Source organism: Enterobacter sp. ZOR0014 (genome assembly GCF_000798855.1).
GTDB classification, from domain to species: Bacteria; Pseudomonadota; Gammaproteobacteria; order Enterobacterales; family Enterobacteriaceae; genus Enterobacter; species Enterobacter kobei.
Map to the genome: position 1 here is coordinate 57,239 of NZ_JTLF01000304.1, position 18,061 is coordinate 75,299.

Below are 18,061 nucleotides of genomic sequence, written 5' to 3' on the forward strand. Positions count from 1 at the left end.
TATTTACTCCAGCGCCAGCAGCGCAAAGCTCGCCAGCCAGTGCCCGCCGCTGTAGTGGCTGCCGACAACATGCTCTACGCTTGCCATCAGGTGTTTCGCCACCGAATCACGCAGCGCCTGCTGCGCCGGATGGTTTGCGGGAAGCGCTTTTGCGATATGCTTCATACACCAGGCGCGGCTCAGGTTTAACCCGTCCAGATGGGCAATTTTCGGGTCGGTACGGTCACTCACTTGCGCCGGGCTCATCAGGGCTGCAACGGCGCCCACCTCCGGCAGAAACGCGTCGAACCAGGCCGGGAAGTCATCTGCCACCTTGCTCATCAGCAACGCTTCTGTCAGCGCACCGGAAATATACTCATCACCGCCGGGCTCGTAGTGCGCCGGGTAGCGCGTGTCGGCGAGATAAAACCGTTCCGCTGATGCCAGAATAGCCTGCTCAAGCCCGCTGTCACTCACTGTACGCGCATAGTCGAGTGCCAGCGCCAGAGCAAACGCCGTGTTGTAATGCGTCCCGACGCGGATCGGATAGGTGAGCTTGCCGAGGTAATCCACCAGACGATTGCGAATATCCTGCGTTAACGGTTCAAGCGTCTGATACCAGCCTGCGGCGTGCGGCAGCGAAGACTGTTTCAGTTCCTGGGCCAGCGCCAGCAGCCAGCCGTAGCCATACGGGCGCTCAAACGAGGCGCGGAACGGCGCAGTAAAATAGGCCAGTTCCTTAGCCACGTTCTCTTCGGTCAGGTGCTCGTCGAATAGCGCGACGATTTCTTCCCGGCACGGCAATTCGGGATAGAGACGCACGCAGCGCAGCAGCAACCAGTAGCCGTGCACGGCCGAGTGCCAGTCAAAACAGCCGTAGAAAATCGGGTGCAGTTCGCGAGGCGGCAGAACATCACCATCATCATTCAGCAGGTGCATGATGTGGTTCGGGTATTCCTGGCGCAAATAGGTTAAAGGCATTCGGGCAAACGCGTCAGCCTGTTGTTGCGTTAATTCCATAACCGCTCCTTAGCGAAAAACGAGGAAATACATTAAGAACACGTTCACCACCAGCAAGGTTAACGCGGTCGGGATCTGGATCTTGATCACCTGATATTTGTCTTTCAGCTCCAGCAGCGCGGCGGGCACGATATTGAAGTTCGCGGCCATCGGCGTCATCAGCGTGCCGCAATACCCTGCGTACATACCAATCGCCAGCAGCGGTGCCGGGTTACCGTGATGCACGTTAATCAGGAACGGCAAGGCGATACCGGCACTCAATACCGGGAAAGCGGCAAAGGCGTTACCCATGATCATGGTAAACAGCGCCATCCCCACGCAGTAAATCACCACCAGCATAAAGCGGTTATCCGGGTTCACAAACAGGCTCACCACCTTTTGCACGGAGTCACCGGTATTGGCCGCCACGAATACCCCACCCAGCATGGCCAGCATCTGCGGCAGGATCACCGCCCAGCCGATGGTATCGACAAGACGGCGAGACTGGCGAATCGCGTGCAGCGGCGTGCCCTTCGTCAGCCACCAGCCGGTGAGGATCGCCGCGACGCAGGCCACGCACAGCGCCGCAAGGGTGAGCTGTTTCTGGTCGAGAAGATAAACGCCGCCAATCGACACGCCCTTCAGGAACAGCGTCCCGATCACCGTCACCACGGGGATCATCAGCGCAGGCAGGAACAGCCAGTTTTTGAGGCGGTTTGACGAGGCAACCCGTTCCTCATCGGAGGCCATTTTGTAGTGCCCCTTTCCGACAAGACCAAAGCCCGCCAGCAGCGCGATAACGATAACGCTGCCGCCGATGATCCGGTACGCCAGCGATTTGCCGAGCTCCTGAACCATCAGATCACCGAACAGGAAAATCCCGCCGAATAAAAACCAGAAAAGCGCGGTGGTGAAACGCTTCGGATTCACACGATCGCGCAGGGTCATGACCACCAGCAACATTACGACGAAGCCAATCAGGTAGTACACGCGGTTAATGGTGATAAGCGTCATCATTGCGCGGCCCCCTGCGTTGCCTGCTCTGCACGCCAGGCCATCACGTCACGACGGATACTGGCATCCAGGCGCAGCAGGCGTGTCATATGAATAATCAATGCCGCAATGGCCGTCGGAATGGCCCACAGGCCGATATGCAGCGGTTCAATCCCCTGAATGCCGTTCTCTTTCAGGAACGCGTCAATCAGCAGCACTGCACCAAAGGCGATAAAAATGTCTTCCCCAAAGAAGACCGCGATATTGTCACACGCGGCGGCATGGGCTTTGATTTTGTCGCGGATATACTGCGGCAGTTCACCATACTCGTTCAGAGCGGCCCCTTCAGCCATCGGCGCCAGCAGCGGGCGTACCGTCTGGGCATGCCCGCCCAGCGACATCAACCCCAGCGCGGCCGTGCCTTCACGGGCAACAAAGTAGAGCATCAAAATACGCGCCGAGGTGGCGCTGGCGATCTTCGCGACCCAGGCCTGGGCGCGCTCTTTTAGCCCGTAATATTCCAGCAGACCAATGACCGGCAGGATCAGAATGAAGGTCGCGAGCGATCGGCTATTGACGAACTTCTCGCCAAAGGTCTCAAGCAGCATGCCGAAATCCATACCGACCAGCAGACCCGTCGCCAGCCCCGCCACCACGACCACCAGTAGCGGGTTGAAGCGCAAAGCAAAACCAATAACCACGATCGGTATCCCGATCAGCGGCAACAGCGTAGAACCGTCCATAACGTTTACCCTATCGAAAGTGAGCGTTGCGCGCCGACGGCTATTTTTTTAATTTGCGGCGAGCGATGTTGTGTTTTCGTCAGGCTTTGCAAAACCTGCGCTAAAAAGCTATATCTGAACCTCAAAAACATGTAAACAATTTATCAATAAAATGTTCTTATTTTATCGATGAGTTTACATTTCTGACTAAGGAACGTTATGACCTCAGAAAAGCGTGCTTCACCCCATCACGACGACATCAACGATGGCCGGATCGTCTCGTCCCGCCATCTGGTGTCCGAGCGCTGCGCGGAACTGTCAGAGCTGGAATACGCGCTGATCATGACCAGCAACGCGTTCAACAAATGGATGGTGCGCTGCATGACGGCTGCCGGCGAGCCCGATATGGGCGCCTTTGATGTCTCACTTCTGCACCATGTGAACCACCGCGACCGCAAGAAAAAGCTGGCTGATATCTGTTTTGTTCTCAACGTGGAAGATACGCATGTGGTGACTTATGCCCTGAAAAAGCTGGTTAAAGCAGGCTACGTGACAAGTGAGAAAGCGGGTAAAGAGCTCTTTTTCTCCACCACGGAGGAAGGTAAAGCGTTATGTATGAAATACCGCGACGTGCGGGAGGCGTGTCTGATCGCGATACATGCGGAGAGCGGCATTGCCGGAAAATCCATTGGCGAAACCGCGCAGCTGTTACGCACGATTTCCTCTCTGTACGACACCGCCGCCAGGGCGGCGGCATCACTGTAAACTCAGGGCCGTCGGAAAAGAGTAATGCTGCGTCCGGCCAGCTCGAATTCTACCGCTTCGGTGATCGCCTTCCCGGTCACGGCGTCATCGGCTGTAGACAGCTCCAGCACCCATCCCCCTTCACCAAACTGTGGGATCTGGAATGCCACGCTGCCTTCAAACGGGTTGAACAGCATGAGCACATCGTGCCAGATCCCCTCTTCCTGTTTGAGATCGGGCCTGCTGATGGACACCCCGAGCGTCGAGCCCTCATCCCACTGCTCTGCCTGCTGCGGACCGCCGCCGGCGTTAAACCAGCGGATCTCCAGCCCGTCGCGCCAGCTTTCACGACGCAATAACGGTTGCGCGGCACGAAGCGCAATCAACCGTCGGGTAAACTCGCGCAGCGCAGCGTCGTTCTCGGAGAGTCCTTTCCAGTCGATCCACGAGATCTCACTGTCCTGGCAGTAGCCGTTGTTGTTGCCCTTCTGCGTGCGGCCAAACTCATCGCCGGCCAGCAGCATTGGCGTACCATGGGAAAACAGCAGCGTGGTCAGGAAATTACGCTTCTGCCTTTCGCGGGTAGCAATAATATCCGGGTTCTCCGTCGGCCCTTCTTCGCCATAGTTGTATGAACGGTTATCGTTATGGCCATCATTATTGTCTTCCCCGTTGTCGGCGTTATGCTTCTCGTTGTACGACACCAGGTCATTCAGCGTAAAGCCGTCATGGGCGGTGATGAAATTAACGCTGGCCCAGGGGCGACGCCCGCGCAGATCGTACAAGTCACCGGATCCCAGCAGACGGGCGGCAAAGTCGTTAGAGACGTTATCCCCCTTCCAGTACTCGCGTACGGTGTCGCGGTATTTGTCGTTCCATTCACCCCAGCCTGGCGGAAAACCGCCCACCTGATAGCCGCCGGGGCCGATATCCCAGGGTTCACCAATTAGCTTCAGTCGGGATAAAACCGGATCCTGGGTCATGGCGTCGAAAAAGCCGCCGCGCGGATCAAACCCTTCCGGCTCGCGGCCCAGTATCGTTCCCAGGTCGAAACGGAAACCGTCAATATGCATCGACTCCGCCCAGTAGCGCAGCGAATCCATCACCATCTGCAGCACACGCGGGTGAGAGGTATTGACCGTGTTCCCCGTTCCTGTGTCGTTGATGTAATACCGGTGCTGGTCAGGCAGCGTGCGGTAATAGCTGTAGTTATCAATGCCTTTAAACGAGAGCGTGGGGCCAAGCTCATTGCCTTCCGCCGTGTGGTTATACACCACGTCGAGAATCACCTCGATGCCCGCATCATGATAAGCGCGCACCATATCGCGAAAGCCCTGGATCCCCGCCGGGCCGAAGTAGCGCGACGCTGGCGCAAAAAAGCCCAGCGTGTTATAGCCCCAGAAGTTTTTCAGACCGCGGTCGAGAAGATGTTGATCGTCCGGGAACCAGTGAACCGGGAGCAGCTCAACCGAGGTGATGCCGAGACTTTTGATGTAGTCCACGGAGGCTTTATGCCCCATCCCCTCAAAGGTGCCGCGCAGTTCGGGAGGAATTGCCGGGTTCATCTGGGTAAACCCTTTTACGTGGCTTTCATACACCACGGTGTTCGGCCAGGGGATAGTGGGTCGGTTAGTGTCCTGCCAGTCACAGGCGTTCGGGTCGATAACCTTACATTTTGGCGTGAACGGGGCGCTGTCACGGGTATCAAAGCTCAAATCTAATTCGTCATGCCCCAGCGCATAGCCGAAATGGGCCTCGTTCCAGTCGATATCACCCACCAGTTCGCGGGCATAGGGGTCGATAAGCAGTTTATGCGGGTTGAAGCGATGACCGTTTTCCGGGTCATAGGGGCCGTAAACGCGATAGCCGTAAAGCGTACCGGGCTTCAGATCCGGCACATAGCCGTGCCAGACTTCGTGGGTATATTCAGGAAGCTCGAGCCGGGCGATTTCCGTTTTCCCGGAGGGGTCAAACAGACAGAGCTCCACCCGCTCAGCGTGAGCGGAGAACAGCGCGAAGTTGACCCCCTTCCCGTCATAATTTGCACCCAACTGCTGGCCATGACCGGCCCGAATTTCAAACGTTGTATCCTTTGCCATTTTCGTTCTCCACGATTATTCGCAGGTAAGCAGAACCAGTACACATCCCTTTTCCGACGTTAAATCCAGCGTCTCTTGCAGCATGCGGCTTTCACCGCTGAACAGATCCCGATAGCGTTTTCCTGCCAGCGCCTCGGGTATCGCCACCGTGGTATTGCCCCACAGCGTGCGGTTATCGGTGACGCCAAAAACCAGTCGCGGCACGGCAACAATCAGCACCTCGCCGTCTTTCACCCGCGCATAGACAATCAGATGCTCCTCCCGATCGCCGGACACTTTAAGCGGCAGCCAGTCGCCATAGCGAAACAGCCCGGGATAGTGTGGACGCAGACGCAGGAGCGTAGCGGTGACAAACTGCTTCACCCTGCCGTCCTGCCAGCACGCCGGGTTTTCAAACATACCGGCATTCGCCACGCTGAGGTTTTGCACCAGCGTCGGAAAGTCCGGCTCGCGGCGGTTATCCGGATCGACAAGGCTAACGTTAAGCGCCTCGCTGCCCTGATAGATATCCGGCACGCCGGGCGCCGTCAGCTTAATCACCGTCTGGCTGAGGCTGTTCATCAGTCCGGCGCGGATAAAGGGCCGCATGGACTCGCTGAAATCATGCAGAAACAGCGTGTTGTCCGGTGAAAGCAGGTGCCGGGCATAGCGCAGCACCACGCTCTCATAGCTCTCGTTGCTGTCGATCCAGTCGGTGCGCTGTTTCGCCTCGCGCAGCGCTTTTTCGAGGAAACCGATAAAACGCGCCTCCAGCGACGCAAGCCCGTCGGCGTCGTCCGGCGACAGCGTGGCGGGCCAGACGCCTGCCAGCGCCTGATAGATCATCCACGTGTCGGCGGCGTTTGGCGCGGTACCGTCATTGAGAAACCGCACCTGGGTCTGGTTCATCTGGCGCCATCGGGCCAGATTTTCGCCCCACTGTTCCGGGGCCTCCGTCAGGGTGTAAAGCCGGGCCCGGGCATCTTCCCCGCGCTTGGTATCGTGCGTGGAGGTGCCCAGCAGCGCATCGGGCTGACGGGCCAGACGAATGCGCATCTCCTGATGAAAGCGGGATAGCGAGAACGCGCGCGGCGTCGGGTCGGCGCCCACTTCATTAAGCGCCAGCTCCAGGTTATGACGAAAGAACAGCGTGTCTTCAACGGACTTCGCCATCAGCGGCCCGGTCAACTGCTGAAAGCGGGTTCTGAAAAGCGCGGCGGACTCGCGGCACTCTTCCGGCAAATCGCCGGTAAGAATGCGGACTATCAGGCTCAGGGCGGCTTCGGATGTCTCTACGCTGGCGACCACGCGGTTAAGCAGCGCGACATCTGGCGGGGTTAACCCCTCCCGGGTGCCGTAGGTGCGGTACACCGGAAAGGCGATAAGCAGCTCGCGTAACCCGTGGCGAATATCATCGCGCTGCAGCGCAACGTCATTGCGGCGGGCCAGATCGTCTGCAAGATTAAGCAGCGTGGTGAACTCGCCCTCAAAATTACGATCGGTCATCAGGCCTTTCGCATCGCGCAGTTCCGCGTGGCGATCGACCGTTACCCCCAGCGTCTCGTCGTGAATTTTTTCCAGACGCGACAGGTTATCGTCGTCGACCAGCACTTCCGCCAGCGAAGCGATAAATTCGTACCCGGTAGTACCGGAGACGGGCCACTCGGCGGGAAGTTGTTCTCCTTTAGCGAGAATTTTCTCGACCGTGATATAACAGTCCGGTCCGGTTGCCTGCCGCAGGCGCTGCAGATAGCCCAGCGGATCGGCCAGACCGTCGATATGGTCGATCCGCAGACCATCCACCACACCCGCGTGAACCAGTTCAAGGATGAGGCGATGCGTATCGTCGAATACCGCGTCATCTTCAACACGCACGCCCACCAGACCGGTAATCTCAAAGAAACGTCGCCACGAAAGCTGTTTCGGCGCTTCCCGCCAGGACATCAATCGCCAGCTTTGTGCTTCGTGCAGTTCCGCAAGGCTCTTATCCTCGCTGAACGTGCCCGGGTTGAGCGGATATGCGGTGTCGTAATAGATCAGAGCGGCTTTGTTTGTGACAGGGTCACGTTTTAAAGTAATGGCTCCCTTCTCCAGCTCCGCCTCAAAGGTGTCCCCGAGAAACGGCAGCGTCAGCGGGCGAGACCCGTCGATATCGAAATAGCGGAAATAGCGGCTCTGCTGTCCGTACTCAATCACGTCCCGCCACCAGGTGTTTTCCAGAGAGGTCGACATATGGTTAGGGACAATATCCAGTATCAGCCCCATGCCGGCCTGCTTAAGCGCCGCGGACATGCGGTCGAAACCTTCGCGTCCGCCGATCGCAGGGTCTATTTCATTCGGGTTGGTGACGTCATAGCCGTGCGTGGAATCCGTTGTGGCAGTAAACACCGGGGAGGCATAAAGGTGGCTGATGCCGAGGTCTTTCAGATAGGGTACCAGCCCGACAACGCGATCGAAGGTCATGCCATTACGGAACTGTATACGGTACGTGGCGGAAGGGATCATAACGATGCTTCTCCATCAGCAAAGCGAACGACAATACTGTTCGGCGGCAAAATGTCGGTTACCTCCGGCCAGGCGAAACGCGTCTCCCCCGGGAGAGCGGGCGGTTTGACAAATTTATTGCCGATATTGAGCGCCAGCGAAAGCGTTCCGGACGGGAAGCGCCAGCTTACGGCCACCATCCCGGGTGCCGTCCCGATCACCTTGCCCTCGACGCGACTTCCCTCATGCAGAAGCGGAACGATATAACGATGACGCAGCGTAAGCAGATGGCGCGTGAAGCGGAGCCACGTTTTGCCGTCGTCGGTGGCAATTTTATTCCAGTCAAGCTTTGAGCGGACAAAGGTGTTCACGTCATTCGGGTCCGGGACAGCGTCATCGTGCCCGGCATGGCCAGTAAACTCTTTTGCGCGCCCTTCCCGCACCGCGTCGGCCAGATCGCCGTGAAAATCGGTGAAGAACATGAACGGATGTGATTCACCAAACTCCTCGCCCATAAACAGCAGCGGGATATGGGGGGAAAGCAGCAGTGCAGCAAGCAGCACACGGGTTTTATTGGCGCCCGCGAGGGTGATAAGCCGCTCACCCTGGGCGCGATTCCCGGTCTGATCGTGGTTCTGAATAAAATCAACGAAGAACTGCGGTGGCTGTGTGTGACACTCCACCCCGCGGGACTGGCCGGTTTGCAGCGAAACCTCGCCCTGGTAGACAAACCCTTCTGCCAGCGCCCGGGCGAATTTTTTCTCTGGTTCAAACGCAAAATCCTGGTAGTACGCGTGCGTCTCACCGGTGGCAAACACGTGAGCCGCGTTGTGGAAATCATCATTCCACTCAGCGGTAAACAGCGGCGTATTGCCGTGCTCATCACGCGGATGCAGGAAAATGACGTTGCGGCTGTCTTCCGTGGTCAGGTGAACATGACGGTTCGGGATCGCCTCACGGATCTTCTCTGCAATTTCCTGGAGAATATGCGTCTTCGAACTGTCTTTAATCTGGTCGATGGCATCAAAACGCAGGCCGTCCAGGCGGTACTCGGTCAGCCAGTAGAGCGGCGCATCGGTCATGTACTGTCTTACCGGCTCGCGCTCGTAGGCGATCCCGTTGCCCCAGGGCGTCATCCGCTCTGCATCAAAAAAGGCAGGCGACAGCAACGGGAGATAGTTGCCTTCCGGGCCGAAGTGGTTGAGTACGATATCCAGCACCACGGAAAGCCCAAGACCGTGCGCGGCATCGATTAACGCGTGGAAATCCTCTGGCGTACCGTATGCGGCGTGCGGAGCATAAAGCAACACACCGTCGTACCCCCAGCCGCGGGATCCGCCAAACTGAGACACGGGCATAACTTCAAGCTGGGTAATACCCAGTTCTGCCAGGTAAGGGAGTTTTTCAATCGCGGCCCGGAAGGTCCCCTCCGGGGTAAACGTGCCGATGTGCAGTTCATAGATAACCGTCTCTTCCCACGGCCGCCCTGACCAGTCCCGGTTAACCGGCTGATAACGTCGGGGATCGATAACGATGGAGGGGCCGTTAACGTCTCTCGCCTGTGCGCGAGACGCGGGATCGGGCACCGTCATGCCGTCCTGCAGGACAAACTGATACTCTGTGCCGTGCGTAACGCCCGGAACGTCTGCCTGAAACCAACCGTTACCCACTGCCGTCATCGGCACGTCGGTGACGGCCAGACGTAGCGTCAGCGCTTTCTGTCCTTCTGCCCAGACGCGAAAACGTACAACGTCATCGGAAATAAACTCAGCACCCCACTGCTTTTGAAATGTCCTGAATTCCATTCATTGTCCTCGAATGACCCACATTTTACGCGGAACGAAGTACAAGCTTAGTTCAGGATTAAAAGTATGTTGGCTCAGCGGATTTAACCGCTTCGTCTATTCTTTATGAACTCACTCACTACCGGGAATACTATGCAGATTCGAAAAGGATTAAATACCGACCTCGTACGCCTCGAATGTTGTGACTTCTCTTTCACCGTTAACCACATTGCACGAGAGCCTTTTCTCCATTGTGATTTGCATATTGAAGCTATCGCCGAGCCCTGGATAAAAACCTACGAGCTCGATATCCAGACACTTGAAAATCATTGTGTTAACCCGGACGCCATATTTCTTGTTGCAGAAACGAACGAGGGTGAAATAGCCGGCTTTATTACTGCATCAATTGGCTGGAATAAGTTTATCTCGGTGGATTACATAGCCGTAGATCGTACGAAACGCAGAACCGGTGCAGCACAAAAATTGATGGCCGCCGCGCACGTGTGGGCGCGAAGCGTAAACGCGCCGGGACTGCGGCTTGAAACCCAAAATGTAAACGTCTCGGCCTGTCTGTTTTACCGAAACTACGGTTTCACCCTAGGCGGATACGACCGTTATCTGTACAACGCCCTGCCGGAAAAAGACGAAGTTGCCCTGTTCTGGTATTACATGCTGGTGTAGAGGAAACTCGCTGCTCTACGGCCGCTATGAGTAAGATGAGCACTTTCAAAGGAGACGCGTATGCTTACCATGAAAAAACTTGCTCTTTCCACGCTGATGTCCAGTTCACTGCTTTTCTACCCTGTGCTGCAGGCTTCGGCAGAAACGCCCCAGCACGTCGTTAAACAACCGGCGGGCGGTTACCGCGTGCAGGTCGGCGATGTCATTGTCACGTCTTTTACCGACGGAACCGTCGCGCAGGATCTGCATAAGCTGCTGCGCCGGACAACGCCGCAAAAGATTGATGCGCTGCTCGCGAAAAATTTCCAGACCAACCCGGCCGAGGTCTCCATTAACGCGTTCCTGATTGCGATCCCCGGACATAAAATTCTGGTGGATACCGGCTCGGGCCAGCTCTTTGGTCCTGATGCGGGTGGACGCCTGGTTGAAAGCCTCGCCGCGCAGGGGGTTAAACCCGAGGACATTACTGAAGTCCTGCTGACCCACGCCCACTCCGATCACGCGGGCGGTCTGGTCAAAGACGGCAAGGTGGTATTCAGCAACGCACGCGTTTTCGTTGGCAAACCCGACGTCGACTTTTTCTTTAACGACGATAATCAAAAGAAAACCGGCTACGGCAAGAACTACTTTGACATCGCGCAGAAGACCTTAAAGCCCTATCTTGACGCCGGTAAAGTGGTGCCTTTTAGCGGCACGGCTGAGATTCTTCCGGGGCTGACCGGCACGGTTCATCCCGGCCATACGCCGGGTTCAGCCTTCTACACGCTGACAAGCAAAGGCGAGAAGATCACCTTTGTCGGCGACATCATTCATGCCGGGGCGGTCCAGTTCCCGCAGCCTGGTGTGACCATCACCTACGATGAAGATCAGAACAAAGCGGCGAGCGTGCGCGAACAGGCGTTTGCGGACTTTGTGAAAAACAGAGACCTGATTGCCGCGCCCCATCTGCCGTTCCCGGGTATCGGCTATGTCACCAAAGGTGAAAACGGTGGCTATGCCTGGGTTCCCGTTACCTATACCAACCGGGACGCCAGCAGCGTGAAATAAGCGGATGACGCCGTCAGGTGCGATCGAGGGTCATCAGAAATTTTTTAAGCACTTCTGAGCGAATAATTCGGTGGCACACCAGCGTCAGTTCGCTTTCCCTGAGACGGTCGAGAATGTCCACGTAAACGACATTCTCGACACTCACTGCCTTTGCTGACGCAGGCAGCAACGCCAGACCAAATCCCGCGGAGACCAGGCTTATCACCGTGGGAACATCCGTCGCATTCTGCACTACGTCCGGCTGGAAACCCGCCCCGCTACAGACGTCATAAAAGTACTGCTCCAGCCCCGTGCCCTCCGGATCGCGCAGCGAGATCCATTTTTCATCCTTCACTGACGCGAGCGTCAGAGCGGAAGAGTCGGCCAGAGGATGCTGGCGATACAGCGCCAGCACCGTTTTTTCTGAGGTGAACGGCCGGCTTTGCAGATCGTCAGGCAGCGATGGCAGCGGTGCCCGAATAATCGCCACATCCAGCTGGTTACTTTGCACGGCGGCATAGAGCGTCTGCACATTGCCCGTCATCAAAGACATGGTAATTGCTGGCCAACGGCTGTGCATCTGGCGCAGTGCAGCAGGCAGCTTACCGTCGAACATCGCACTCGACACGCATCCCAGGTTTAACACCCCCTGCTCGCCTCTCGCCGTTTGCCTGGCGTCCAGTACCGCCTGCTCAGTCAGGGAGATGGCGAGCCTGGCCTTCACCAGAAACGCGTCGCCCGCGGGCGTCAGGGTTAAGCGACGGTTCGCCCGGCTAAAGAGCGTGACGCCTAAACGTTCTTCCAGCGCCTTTATCTGCTGGCTCAGCGCCGGTTGCGCCATGTTTAAACGCTCGGCGGCCCGGTGCATGTGGAGTTCTTCGGCAACGACAATGAAATGGCGCATCTGACGAAACTGCACGGGAGACTTCCTTTTTTGATAATAAATTTATTATCAATTTAGCAGTAATGATGCAATTGATGCTATGGGTCATTGTCGTAAAAATGGAGGTATTCAACCGAGGGAGGAAAATATGGAAAACCCAGTCAACGATCTCAGAAGTGCCATCGCCTTACTGAAGCGCCACGAAGGCCAGTATATTGAAACCGATCATCCCGTCGATCCTAACGCAGAGCTGGCAGGTGTGTATCGTCATATTGGCGCGGGCGGTACGGTAAAACGCCCGACCCGCACGGGGCCGGCCATGATGTTCAACAGCGTGAAGGGCTATCCGGGCTCGCGCATTCTGGTGGGCATGCACGCCAGCCGTGAACGCGCGGCACTTTTGTTAGGCTGTGCGCCTTCTGAACTGGCAAAACATGTCGGTCAGGCGGTGAAAAAACCGGTCGCACCCGTTGTCGTCCCGGCCTCGCAGGCCCCTTGTCAGGAGCAGGTCTTCTACGCTGACGATCCGGACTTCGATCTGCGCAAACTGCTGCCAGCACCAACCAATACGCCGATTGATGCAGGCCCGTTCTTCTGCCTGGGACTGGTGCTGGCAAGCGATCCGGAGGACAGCTCGCTGACGGATGTCACCATCCACCGCCTTTGCGTGCAGGAGCGCGATGAGCTATCCATGTTCCTGGCCGCCGGTCGCCATATTGAAGTCTTTCGCAAAAAAGCGGAAGCGGCCGGAAAACCGCTGCCGGTGACGATCAACATGGGGCTCGATCCCGCTATCTATATCGGCGCGTGTTTTGAGGCCCCCACCACACCGTTTGGTTACAATGAGCTGGGCGTCGCCGGGGCGTTGCGCCAGCAGCCGGTCGAGCTGGTACAGGGCGTGGCGGTAAAAGAGAAAGCCATCGCGCGGGCGGAAATTATCATTGAAGGCGAACTGCTTCCCGGCGTGCGCGTAAGAGAAGATCAGCATACCAACACCGGCCACGCGATGCCGGAATTCCCGGGCTACTGCGGTGAGGCGAACCCGTCTCTGCCAGTGATCAAAGTGAAAGCGGTGACCATGCGCCACCAGGCTATCCTGCAAACGCTGGTGGGCCCCGGAGAAGAACATACCACCCTGGCCGGTTTGCCGACGGAGGCCAGCATCCGCAATGCGGTTGAGGAGGCGATTCCGGGCTTACTGCAAAACGTCTATGCGCATACCGCGGGTGGCGGTAAATTCCTGGGTATTTTGCAGGTGAAAAAACGCCAGCCGTCAGACGAAGGACGCCAGGGCCAGGCAGCACTTATCGCGTTAGCCACCTATTCGGAGCTGAAAAACATTATCCTTGTCGATGAAGACGTGGATATTTTCGACAGCGACGACATCCTGTGGGCTATGACCACCCGTATGCAGGGCGATGTCAGCATCACGAATATTCCGGGGATCCGCGGCCACCAGCTGGATCCGTCTCAGTCGCCGGATTACAGCACCTCAATTCGCGGAAACGGCATCTCCTGCAAGACCATCTTTGATTGCACGATACCGTGGGCGCTGAAGGATCGCTTCGAGCGCGCGCCGTTTATGGAGGTGGATCCACATCCGTGGGCGCCGGAGCTGTTTAACGAGAAATAATGACAAAAGGCCACGTTAATGTGGCCTTTGTCGTTATCCCCTTAGCGGTTTTTGTGTTTCATCCGCAGCTTTTTCTGTTTATTGCTGTGCGCCAGCGCCCAAGGATCGTCATTGCCCGGCAATGGAGCCTTGCGAGTGAGTCCACCCCATGGTGAACGGTGCTTCTTTATGATTCCCGGTAAATCATTAACAAGCCGCTTTTCTTCCTCCAGAATTTTTACTGTTAGTTTTGGAAGTGCCAGATATTCCGATAATGCATTAAAGTAATCACCGTAATTTTCATGGGATATTTTCCGGCGCATAAAGGGACTCAGGACACCGATTACTCTGCGAAGTTTTACTGGAGAAGAAAGTGATGCAGTGAGTTTTTCTTTAAGTTCTGCGATACTTACACCGATCTTATCTTTGGCAAGATTAAGATCGATTATCTCCTTTATCAGAAGGTATATCCCAAGTCTTAACTTTAATTTTCTCTTATAACCTAAGCACATTTCTGGAATGCCAAAGTTAATGTTGTCATATTCTGACGCGTGCACAAATACCCAGTCATCCATTCCTGGTATCTTTTGTATACGGCTTGTTTTAATGGCAGACAGCGTATCGAAAAGACTGATTAACGTTAGTTTCGTAAGAAGAAGGCAAACATCGCGGTTGATAATAATAGATTCTGGTTTCTCTGGGGCTGGATCAACAACGTTGATGACAATATCATCGCCTGCATCAATCGAGGTATGTGTACAAACGAAGGTACTGAATTTTTGAGGAGGGTTAGCGTTACAGACAATATGAGTAACGCTACCTAGTTGTACAACCCCCTCTTCTATCCTTTGCCAGCGACTGGTATGTTCGCCCCCTTTGCTTTCAAAAATATGCCACTCATCCTTATCGGTCCCAACCAGGTAATCAGGCATTTTTCTCTTGGTTTTTTTTGGGGGGAATTCCAGTGATGCCTTCATAGCTAGTCCGGCGTGAATGAAAAGATTTATCTCTTCATTTCTGGACCTGAGCCAGTAAGTTGCCGATTGAAAGCAAAAAAAACCGCCGAGGATAAACGATATAGTCGCTTTTTCTGAGGACTCGATGCACTGGTAAAAATCTCGCATTTTGAATGCATTGTTCTTACCGATCTCAACACATGTCCCGGCAAGCTCTAATCTGATACGCGTGTAACAACCAATCCATTTGTAAATCTCTTCATTTAAAATGCCGTCTGCGGTCCAGTTTATATTCTGTGCATATCCGCATTCCAAAGCACCAGGCGTAGCATACAGTGAAGTTTCGGCGATGAGCTGTTCTTCCAGACGTGACATGTTATGAGGAGGCTGGTACGGAAGGCAAACATGTTCATAGGACGGGTAACGCAGAATTTTTTTAATTCCACTCTGCTTGTTTATTAATCTCAACTGATCGATATATTTTTTCTCTTGTTCCCTTTCCAGAACATGCTGCGCCGAAACTTCAAGCCAACTAAAGATGTTCCCACTGTTTTTCATCTTCTCTTTTTCCTGGAATGCCAAATGTCGGTTATAGATTCGGCGCTATTATACCGATTTGGATGCAATTTCTGACGCTCAAACAAGGTAGGTTTGTTGCCGCTTCCCCTGCTTTCTTGTACCCTTTCACCGGTAACTCCACCCCCACAAAAATTGAGACATCCGGACACCTATGACTGCACACATTTCTAACGATCCTTTGCATGGCGTCACGCTGGAGATGATGGTCAACGCCCTGGTGGCGAAATATGGCTGGAGCGAGTTGGGTGACCGCATCAAAATTAACTGTTTCAGAAAAGACCCCAGCGTTAAATCGAGCCTGAAATTTCTGCGCCGTACCCCGTGGGCACGCGCGGAGGTCGAAGCCCTGTATCTGGATTCCCTCCACGACGAGGGACATATAGAACAGGAGGCGCCCGCCTTTAATCCCTGGGCTAACAGTCGGATTATCAAGAGCTAATACGCAAATGACGCGACACGTAAAACGGATCGGTGCGCTGGCTGGCTGCGCACTTTTACTTGTAAGCTGCTCCTCAAAACCACCAAAATCATTAGTTACCCCGCTCCCCACCGTCAGCAAACCGACCCAACAGGCAAACGAGCCGATGCGCGGGATCTGGCTGGCGACCGTCTCTCGCCTCGACTGGCCGCCGGTGGCCTCGGTGAATGGCTCCAGCGCTGACCAGCGCATCGCAATGCAAAAGCAGGCGCTTATCGCCAAGCTCGATAACCTTAAACACCTTGGGATTAACACGGTATTTTTCCAGGTAAAGCCGGACAGCACGGCACTCTGGTCATCAAAAATATTACCGTGGTCAGATATGCTGACGGGCAACATCGGCGAATATCCGGGATACGATCCGCTTCAGTTTATGCTGGATGAAGCGCACAAGCGCGGTATGAAAGTCCATGCCTGGTTCAACCCGTACCGCGTGTCGACCAACACGAAGCCGTCAACCATCGCTGCCCTGAACCGGACGGCGTATCAGACCCCGTCCAGCGTCTATGTCCAGCACCCGGAGTGGGTACGCGTCTCGGGCGATCGCTTCGTGCTCGATCCCGGCATTCCGGAAGTGCGCGACTGGATAACCCGTGTCGTCACGGAAGTCGTGGCGAACTACCCGATAGACGGCGTGCAGTTTGATGATTACTTTTATGCCGAATCACCGGGATCCGCGCTGAATGATTCTCAGACTTACCGGCAGTACGGACAGGGATTTGCCTCTAAGGCCGACTGGCGAAGACACAACACGCATCAGCTGATCGTTCAGGTTTCCCGCGCGATAAAACAAACCAAACCCGATGTTGAGTTTGGCGTCAGCCCGGCTGGCGTGTGGCGTAACCGCTCCTTTGACCCGGCAGGCTCCGACACCCGGGGTGCCGCCGCCTACGATGAATCCTACGCCGATACGCGTCAGTGGGTGCAGCAGGGCCTGCTGGACTACATCGCCCCGCAGATTTACTGGCCCTTCTCCCGGGATGCCGCGCGCTATGACGTACTGACCAAATGGTGGGCCGACGTCGTGAAGCCGACCCACACGCGTCTGTACATCGGCATCGCGTTCTACAAAGTGGGCGAACCGTCGAAAAATGAGCCGGACTGGACGGTTCAGGGCGGCGTGCCGGAACTGAAAAAACAGCTCGATCTCAATGATTCGCTGCCCAACGTCAACGGCACCATCCTGTTCCGGGAAGACTACCTGAACAAGCCGCAGACGCAGCAGGCGGTCAACTATCTCAAAGGACGCTGGGGTAGCTAACCGGAAGACCGGGCAGAAACGTCCTGTTTCTGCCTGCGTTCTTTACGGCTTCGGCCCGAACATCGCTTCAAGCTGCTGCGCGTCCGGCATCCCGACAACCTGCTGCAGCTCATTTTCCGCGTTCATATAGTATATGGCCGGGGTGGCGTTGGCCCCCAGACTGTCCATCAGCGCCTGGTGTTTCTGCAGGATCGCTACCGTTTCGCGAGACCCTTCCCCCTCAGGTTTCGGTAACTTTTTGCCACCGGAGAGCTCGTATTCGCGCCAGGCCGAGACCGGATCTTTCGCATTCAGGATCGCGGCAGCGTTACGTCCGCTGTTAGGGTTAAGAAACGCCACCAGCAGCGTATTCAGCTGGACCTTGCCCGCCTTGACCCACGGCTGCGCCTCTGACCAGAACTGCTTGCAGTACGGACAGAACGGATCGGCGAAGACGAAGACTTTGCGCGGCGCGTTATCCGCCCCTTCCTTCAGGGGATGCGCCGCGTTGAGCGTCTTCCACATTTCGCGTCCCATCGGGGCATAGATCTCTTTCTGGAAATACCCCTCGCTGAGGTTTTTCCCTTTGTCATCGTACAGATAGCCCGAAATCACGTGCTTGCCGTCCGGGGTTAAAAAGAGCGTCACCCCCATGTCCTGATATTGCCCCAGCCAGGCCGGCGCGCCGCCGGGAGCATCCAGCTTCTTGATGATTGTAATGTTCTGCTGCTCGCTGAAGTGCTTAACCACATCCGGTATAGCGTCAGCCGCCTGAACCAGCCCTGAGGTCGCCAGTGCCGAAAGTAACAGTAATTTTTTCATA

Annotated in this window: 15 protein-coding genes; 6 read left to right on the forward strand and 9 right to left on the reverse strand. The window is 55.8% G+C overall.

All coding sequences use genetic code 11. The features are described 5' to 3' along the window. Nucleotides 1–3 precede the first annotated feature (3 nt). Genes L977_RS16060 through L977_RS16070 form a run of 3 tightly spaced genes read right to left on the reverse strand, consistent with a single transcriptional unit; the run spans nucleotide 4 to nucleotide 2,714 of the window. Nucleotides 4–999, reverse strand: a complete 996-nt coding sequence (locus tag L977_RS16060; RefSeq protein ID WP_047626197.1) for a DUF2891 domain-containing protein — start codon at nucleotides 997–999, stop codon at nucleotides 4–6. A 9-nt stretch (nucleotides 1,000–1,008) separates the two neighbouring features. After that, entirely contained in the window at nucleotides 1,009–1,995 is a 987-nt protein-coding gene (locus tag L977_RS16065) for a DUF979 domain-containing protein (RefSeq protein WP_047626199.1), read from the reverse strand. Next, nucleotides 1,992–2,714: a DUF969 domain-containing protein gene (locus L977_RS16070; protein ID WP_047626200.1), complete on the reverse strand. Its 723-nt coding sequence runs from the start codon at nucleotides 2,712–2,714 to the stop codon at nucleotides 1,992–1,994. Before L977_RS16070 ends, L977_RS16065 begins: the two co-directional genes overlap by 4 nt. A 198-nt stretch (nucleotides 2,715–2,912) precedes the next feature. Between L977_RS16070 and L977_RS16075 the strand changes: the two genes are divergently transcribed. Beyond that, the gene (locus L977_RS16075; protein WP_014883867.1) at nucleotides 2,913–3,458 is read left to right on the forward strand and encodes a winged helix DNA-binding protein; all 546 of its coding nucleotides are present in this window, start codon (nucleotides 2,913–2,915) and stop codon (nucleotides 3,456–3,458) included. A gap of 2 nt (nucleotides 3,459–3,460) precedes the next feature. Here L977_RS16075 and glgX read toward each other — a convergent pair whose 3' ends face one another. Genes glgX through treZ form a run of 3 tightly spaced genes read right to left on the reverse strand, consistent with a single transcriptional unit; the run spans nucleotide 3,461 to nucleotide 9,804 of the window. Beyond that, entirely contained in the window at nucleotides 3,461–5,536 is a 2,076-nt protein-coding gene (gene glgX / locus L977_RS16080) for a glycogen debranching protein GlgX (RefSeq protein WP_023330442.1), read from the reverse strand. A gap of 15 nt (nucleotides 5,537–5,551) precedes the next feature. Beyond that, complete coding sequence (gene treY, locus L977_RS16085) at nucleotides 5,552–8,020, reverse strand: malto-oligosyltrehalose synthase (RefSeq protein ID WP_047626201.1); 2,469 nt, start codon at nucleotides 8,018–8,020, stop codon at nucleotides 5,552–5,554. Further along, nucleotides 8,017–9,804 (reverse strand): malto-oligosyltrehalose trehalohydrolase, encoded by a 1,788-nt coding sequence (gene treZ / locus L977_RS16090; RefSeq protein WP_047626202.1) that lies wholly within the window; start codon nucleotides 9,802–9,804, stop codon nucleotides 8,017–8,019. The genes treY and treZ overlap by 4 nt, the downstream gene beginning before the upstream one ends. Nucleotides 9,805–9,936: 132 nt before the next feature. On the opposite strand from treZ, the gene L977_RS16095 reads away from it, so the two are divergent. Then, nucleotides 9,937–10,464: a GNAT family N-acetyltransferase gene (locus L977_RS16095; protein ID WP_023337318.1), complete on the forward strand. Its 528-nt coding sequence runs from the start codon at nucleotides 9,937–9,939 to the stop codon at nucleotides 10,462–10,464. Nucleotides 10,465–10,524: 60 nt separating this feature from the next. Next, nucleotides 10,525–11,511 carry an MBL fold metallo-hydrolase gene (locus tag L977_RS16100; protein ID WP_047626204.1) on the forward strand — a complete coding sequence of 329 codons (987 nt, stop codon included), beginning with the start codon at nucleotides 10,525–10,527 and terminating at the stop codon, nucleotides 11,509–11,511. A 13-nt stretch (nucleotides 11,512–11,524) separates the two neighbouring features. On the opposite strand, the gene L977_RS16105 is transcribed toward L977_RS16100, so the two are convergent. Further along, complete coding sequence (locus tag L977_RS16105) at nucleotides 11,525–12,409, reverse strand: LysR substrate-binding domain-containing protein (protein WP_047626205.1); 885 nt, start codon at nucleotides 12,407–12,409, stop codon at nucleotides 11,525–11,527. A gap of 112 nt (nucleotides 12,410–12,521) precedes the next feature. Here L977_RS16105 and L977_RS16110 point away from each other — a divergent pair, with 112 nt between their 5' ends. After that, complete coding sequence (locus L977_RS16110; protein WP_047626206.1) at nucleotides 12,522–14,006, forward strand: UbiD family decarboxylase; 1,485 nt, start codon at nucleotides 12,522–12,524, stop codon at nucleotides 14,004–14,006. Nucleotides 14,007–14,047: 41 nt separating this feature from the next. Here L977_RS16110 and L977_RS16115 read toward each other — a convergent pair whose 3' ends face one another. After that, nucleotides 14,048–15,499: a hypothetical protein gene (locus L977_RS16115; protein ID WP_047626207.1), complete on the reverse strand. Its 1,452-nt coding sequence runs from the start codon at nucleotides 15,497–15,499 to the stop codon at nucleotides 14,048–14,050. A 172-nt stretch (nucleotides 15,500–15,671) separates the two neighbouring features. On the opposite strand from L977_RS16115, the gene L977_RS16120 reads away from it, so the two are divergent. Next, on the forward strand, nucleotides 15,672–15,959 hold the full coding sequence (locus L977_RS16120) for a VF530 family DNA-binding protein (protein ID WP_023338326.1): 288 nt from the start codon (nucleotides 15,672–15,674) through the stop codon (nucleotides 15,957–15,959). A 7-nt stretch (nucleotides 15,960–15,966) separates the two neighbouring features. Next, nucleotides 15,967–17,259 carry a glycoside hydrolase family 10 protein gene (locus tag L977_RS16125; protein WP_014883876.1) on the forward strand — a complete coding sequence of 431 codons (1,293 nt, stop codon included), beginning with the start codon at nucleotides 15,967–15,969 and terminating at the stop codon, nucleotides 17,257–17,259. Between the two features lie 42 nt (nucleotides 17,260–17,301). On the opposite strand, the gene dsbG is transcribed toward L977_RS16125, so the two are convergent. After that, nucleotides 17,302–18,060 carry a thiol:disulfide interchange protein DsbG gene (gene dsbG / locus L977_RS16130; protein ID WP_014883877.1) on the reverse strand — a complete coding sequence of 253 codons (759 nt, stop codon included), beginning with the start codon at nucleotides 18,058–18,060 and terminating at the stop codon, nucleotides 17,302–17,304. Nucleotide 18,061: the final 1 nt, after the last annotated feature.

Excerpts from the sequence above, each read along its gene's own strand:
- treY (WP_047626201.1), bottom strand. The coding sequence starts at position 8,020 with ATGATCCCTTCCGCCACGTACCGTATACAGTTCCGTAATGGCATGACC.
- L977_RS16060 (WP_047626197.1), bottom strand. The coding sequence starts at position 999 with ATGGAATTAACGCAACAACAGGCTGACGCGTTTGCCCGAATGCCTTTA.
- L977_RS16125 (WP_014883876.1), top strand. The coding sequence starts at position 15,967 with ATGACGCGACACGTAAAACGGATCGGTGCGCTGGCTGGCTGCGCACTT.
- L977_RS16100 (WP_047626204.1), top strand. The coding sequence starts at position 10,525 with ATGCTTACCATGAAAAAACTTGCTCTTTCCACGCTGATGTCCAGTTCA.
- L977_RS16115 (WP_047626207.1), bottom strand. The coding sequence starts at position 15,499 with ATGAAAAACAGTGGGAACATCTTTAGTTGGCTTGAAGTTTCGGCGCAG.
- L977_RS16065 (WP_047626199.1), bottom strand. The coding sequence starts at position 1,995 with ATGATGACGCTTATCACCATTAACCGCGTGTACTACCTGATTGGCTTC.
- L977_RS16095 (WP_023337318.1), top strand. The coding sequence starts at position 9,937 with ATGCAGATTCGAAAAGGATTAAATACCGACCTCGTACGCCTCGAATGT.
- dsbG (WP_014883877.1), bottom strand. The coding sequence starts at position 18,060 with ATGAAAAAATTACTGTTACTTTCGGCACTGGCGACCTCAGGGCTGGTT.
- L977_RS16075 (WP_014883867.1), top strand. The coding sequence starts at position 2,913 with ATGACCTCAGAAAAGCGTGCTTCACCCCATCACGACGACATCAACGAT.
- L977_RS16120 (WP_023338326.1), top strand. The coding sequence starts at position 15,672 with ATGACTGCACACATTTCTAACGATCCTTTGCATGGCGTCACGCTGGAG.
- glgX (WP_023330442.1), bottom strand. The coding sequence starts at position 5,536 with ATGGCAAAGGATACAACGTTTGAAATTCGGGCCGGTCATGGCCAGCAG.
- L977_RS16070 (WP_047626200.1), bottom strand. The coding sequence starts at position 2,714 with ATGGACGGTTCTACGCTGTTGCCGCTGATCGGGATACCGATCGTGGTT.
- treZ (WP_047626202.1), bottom strand. The coding sequence starts at position 9,804 with ATGGAATTCAGGACATTTCAAAAGCAGTGGGGTGCTGAGTTTATTTCC.
- L977_RS16110 (WP_047626206.1), top strand. The coding sequence starts at position 12,522 with ATGGAAAACCCAGTCAACGATCTCAGAAGTGCCATCGCCTTACTGAAG.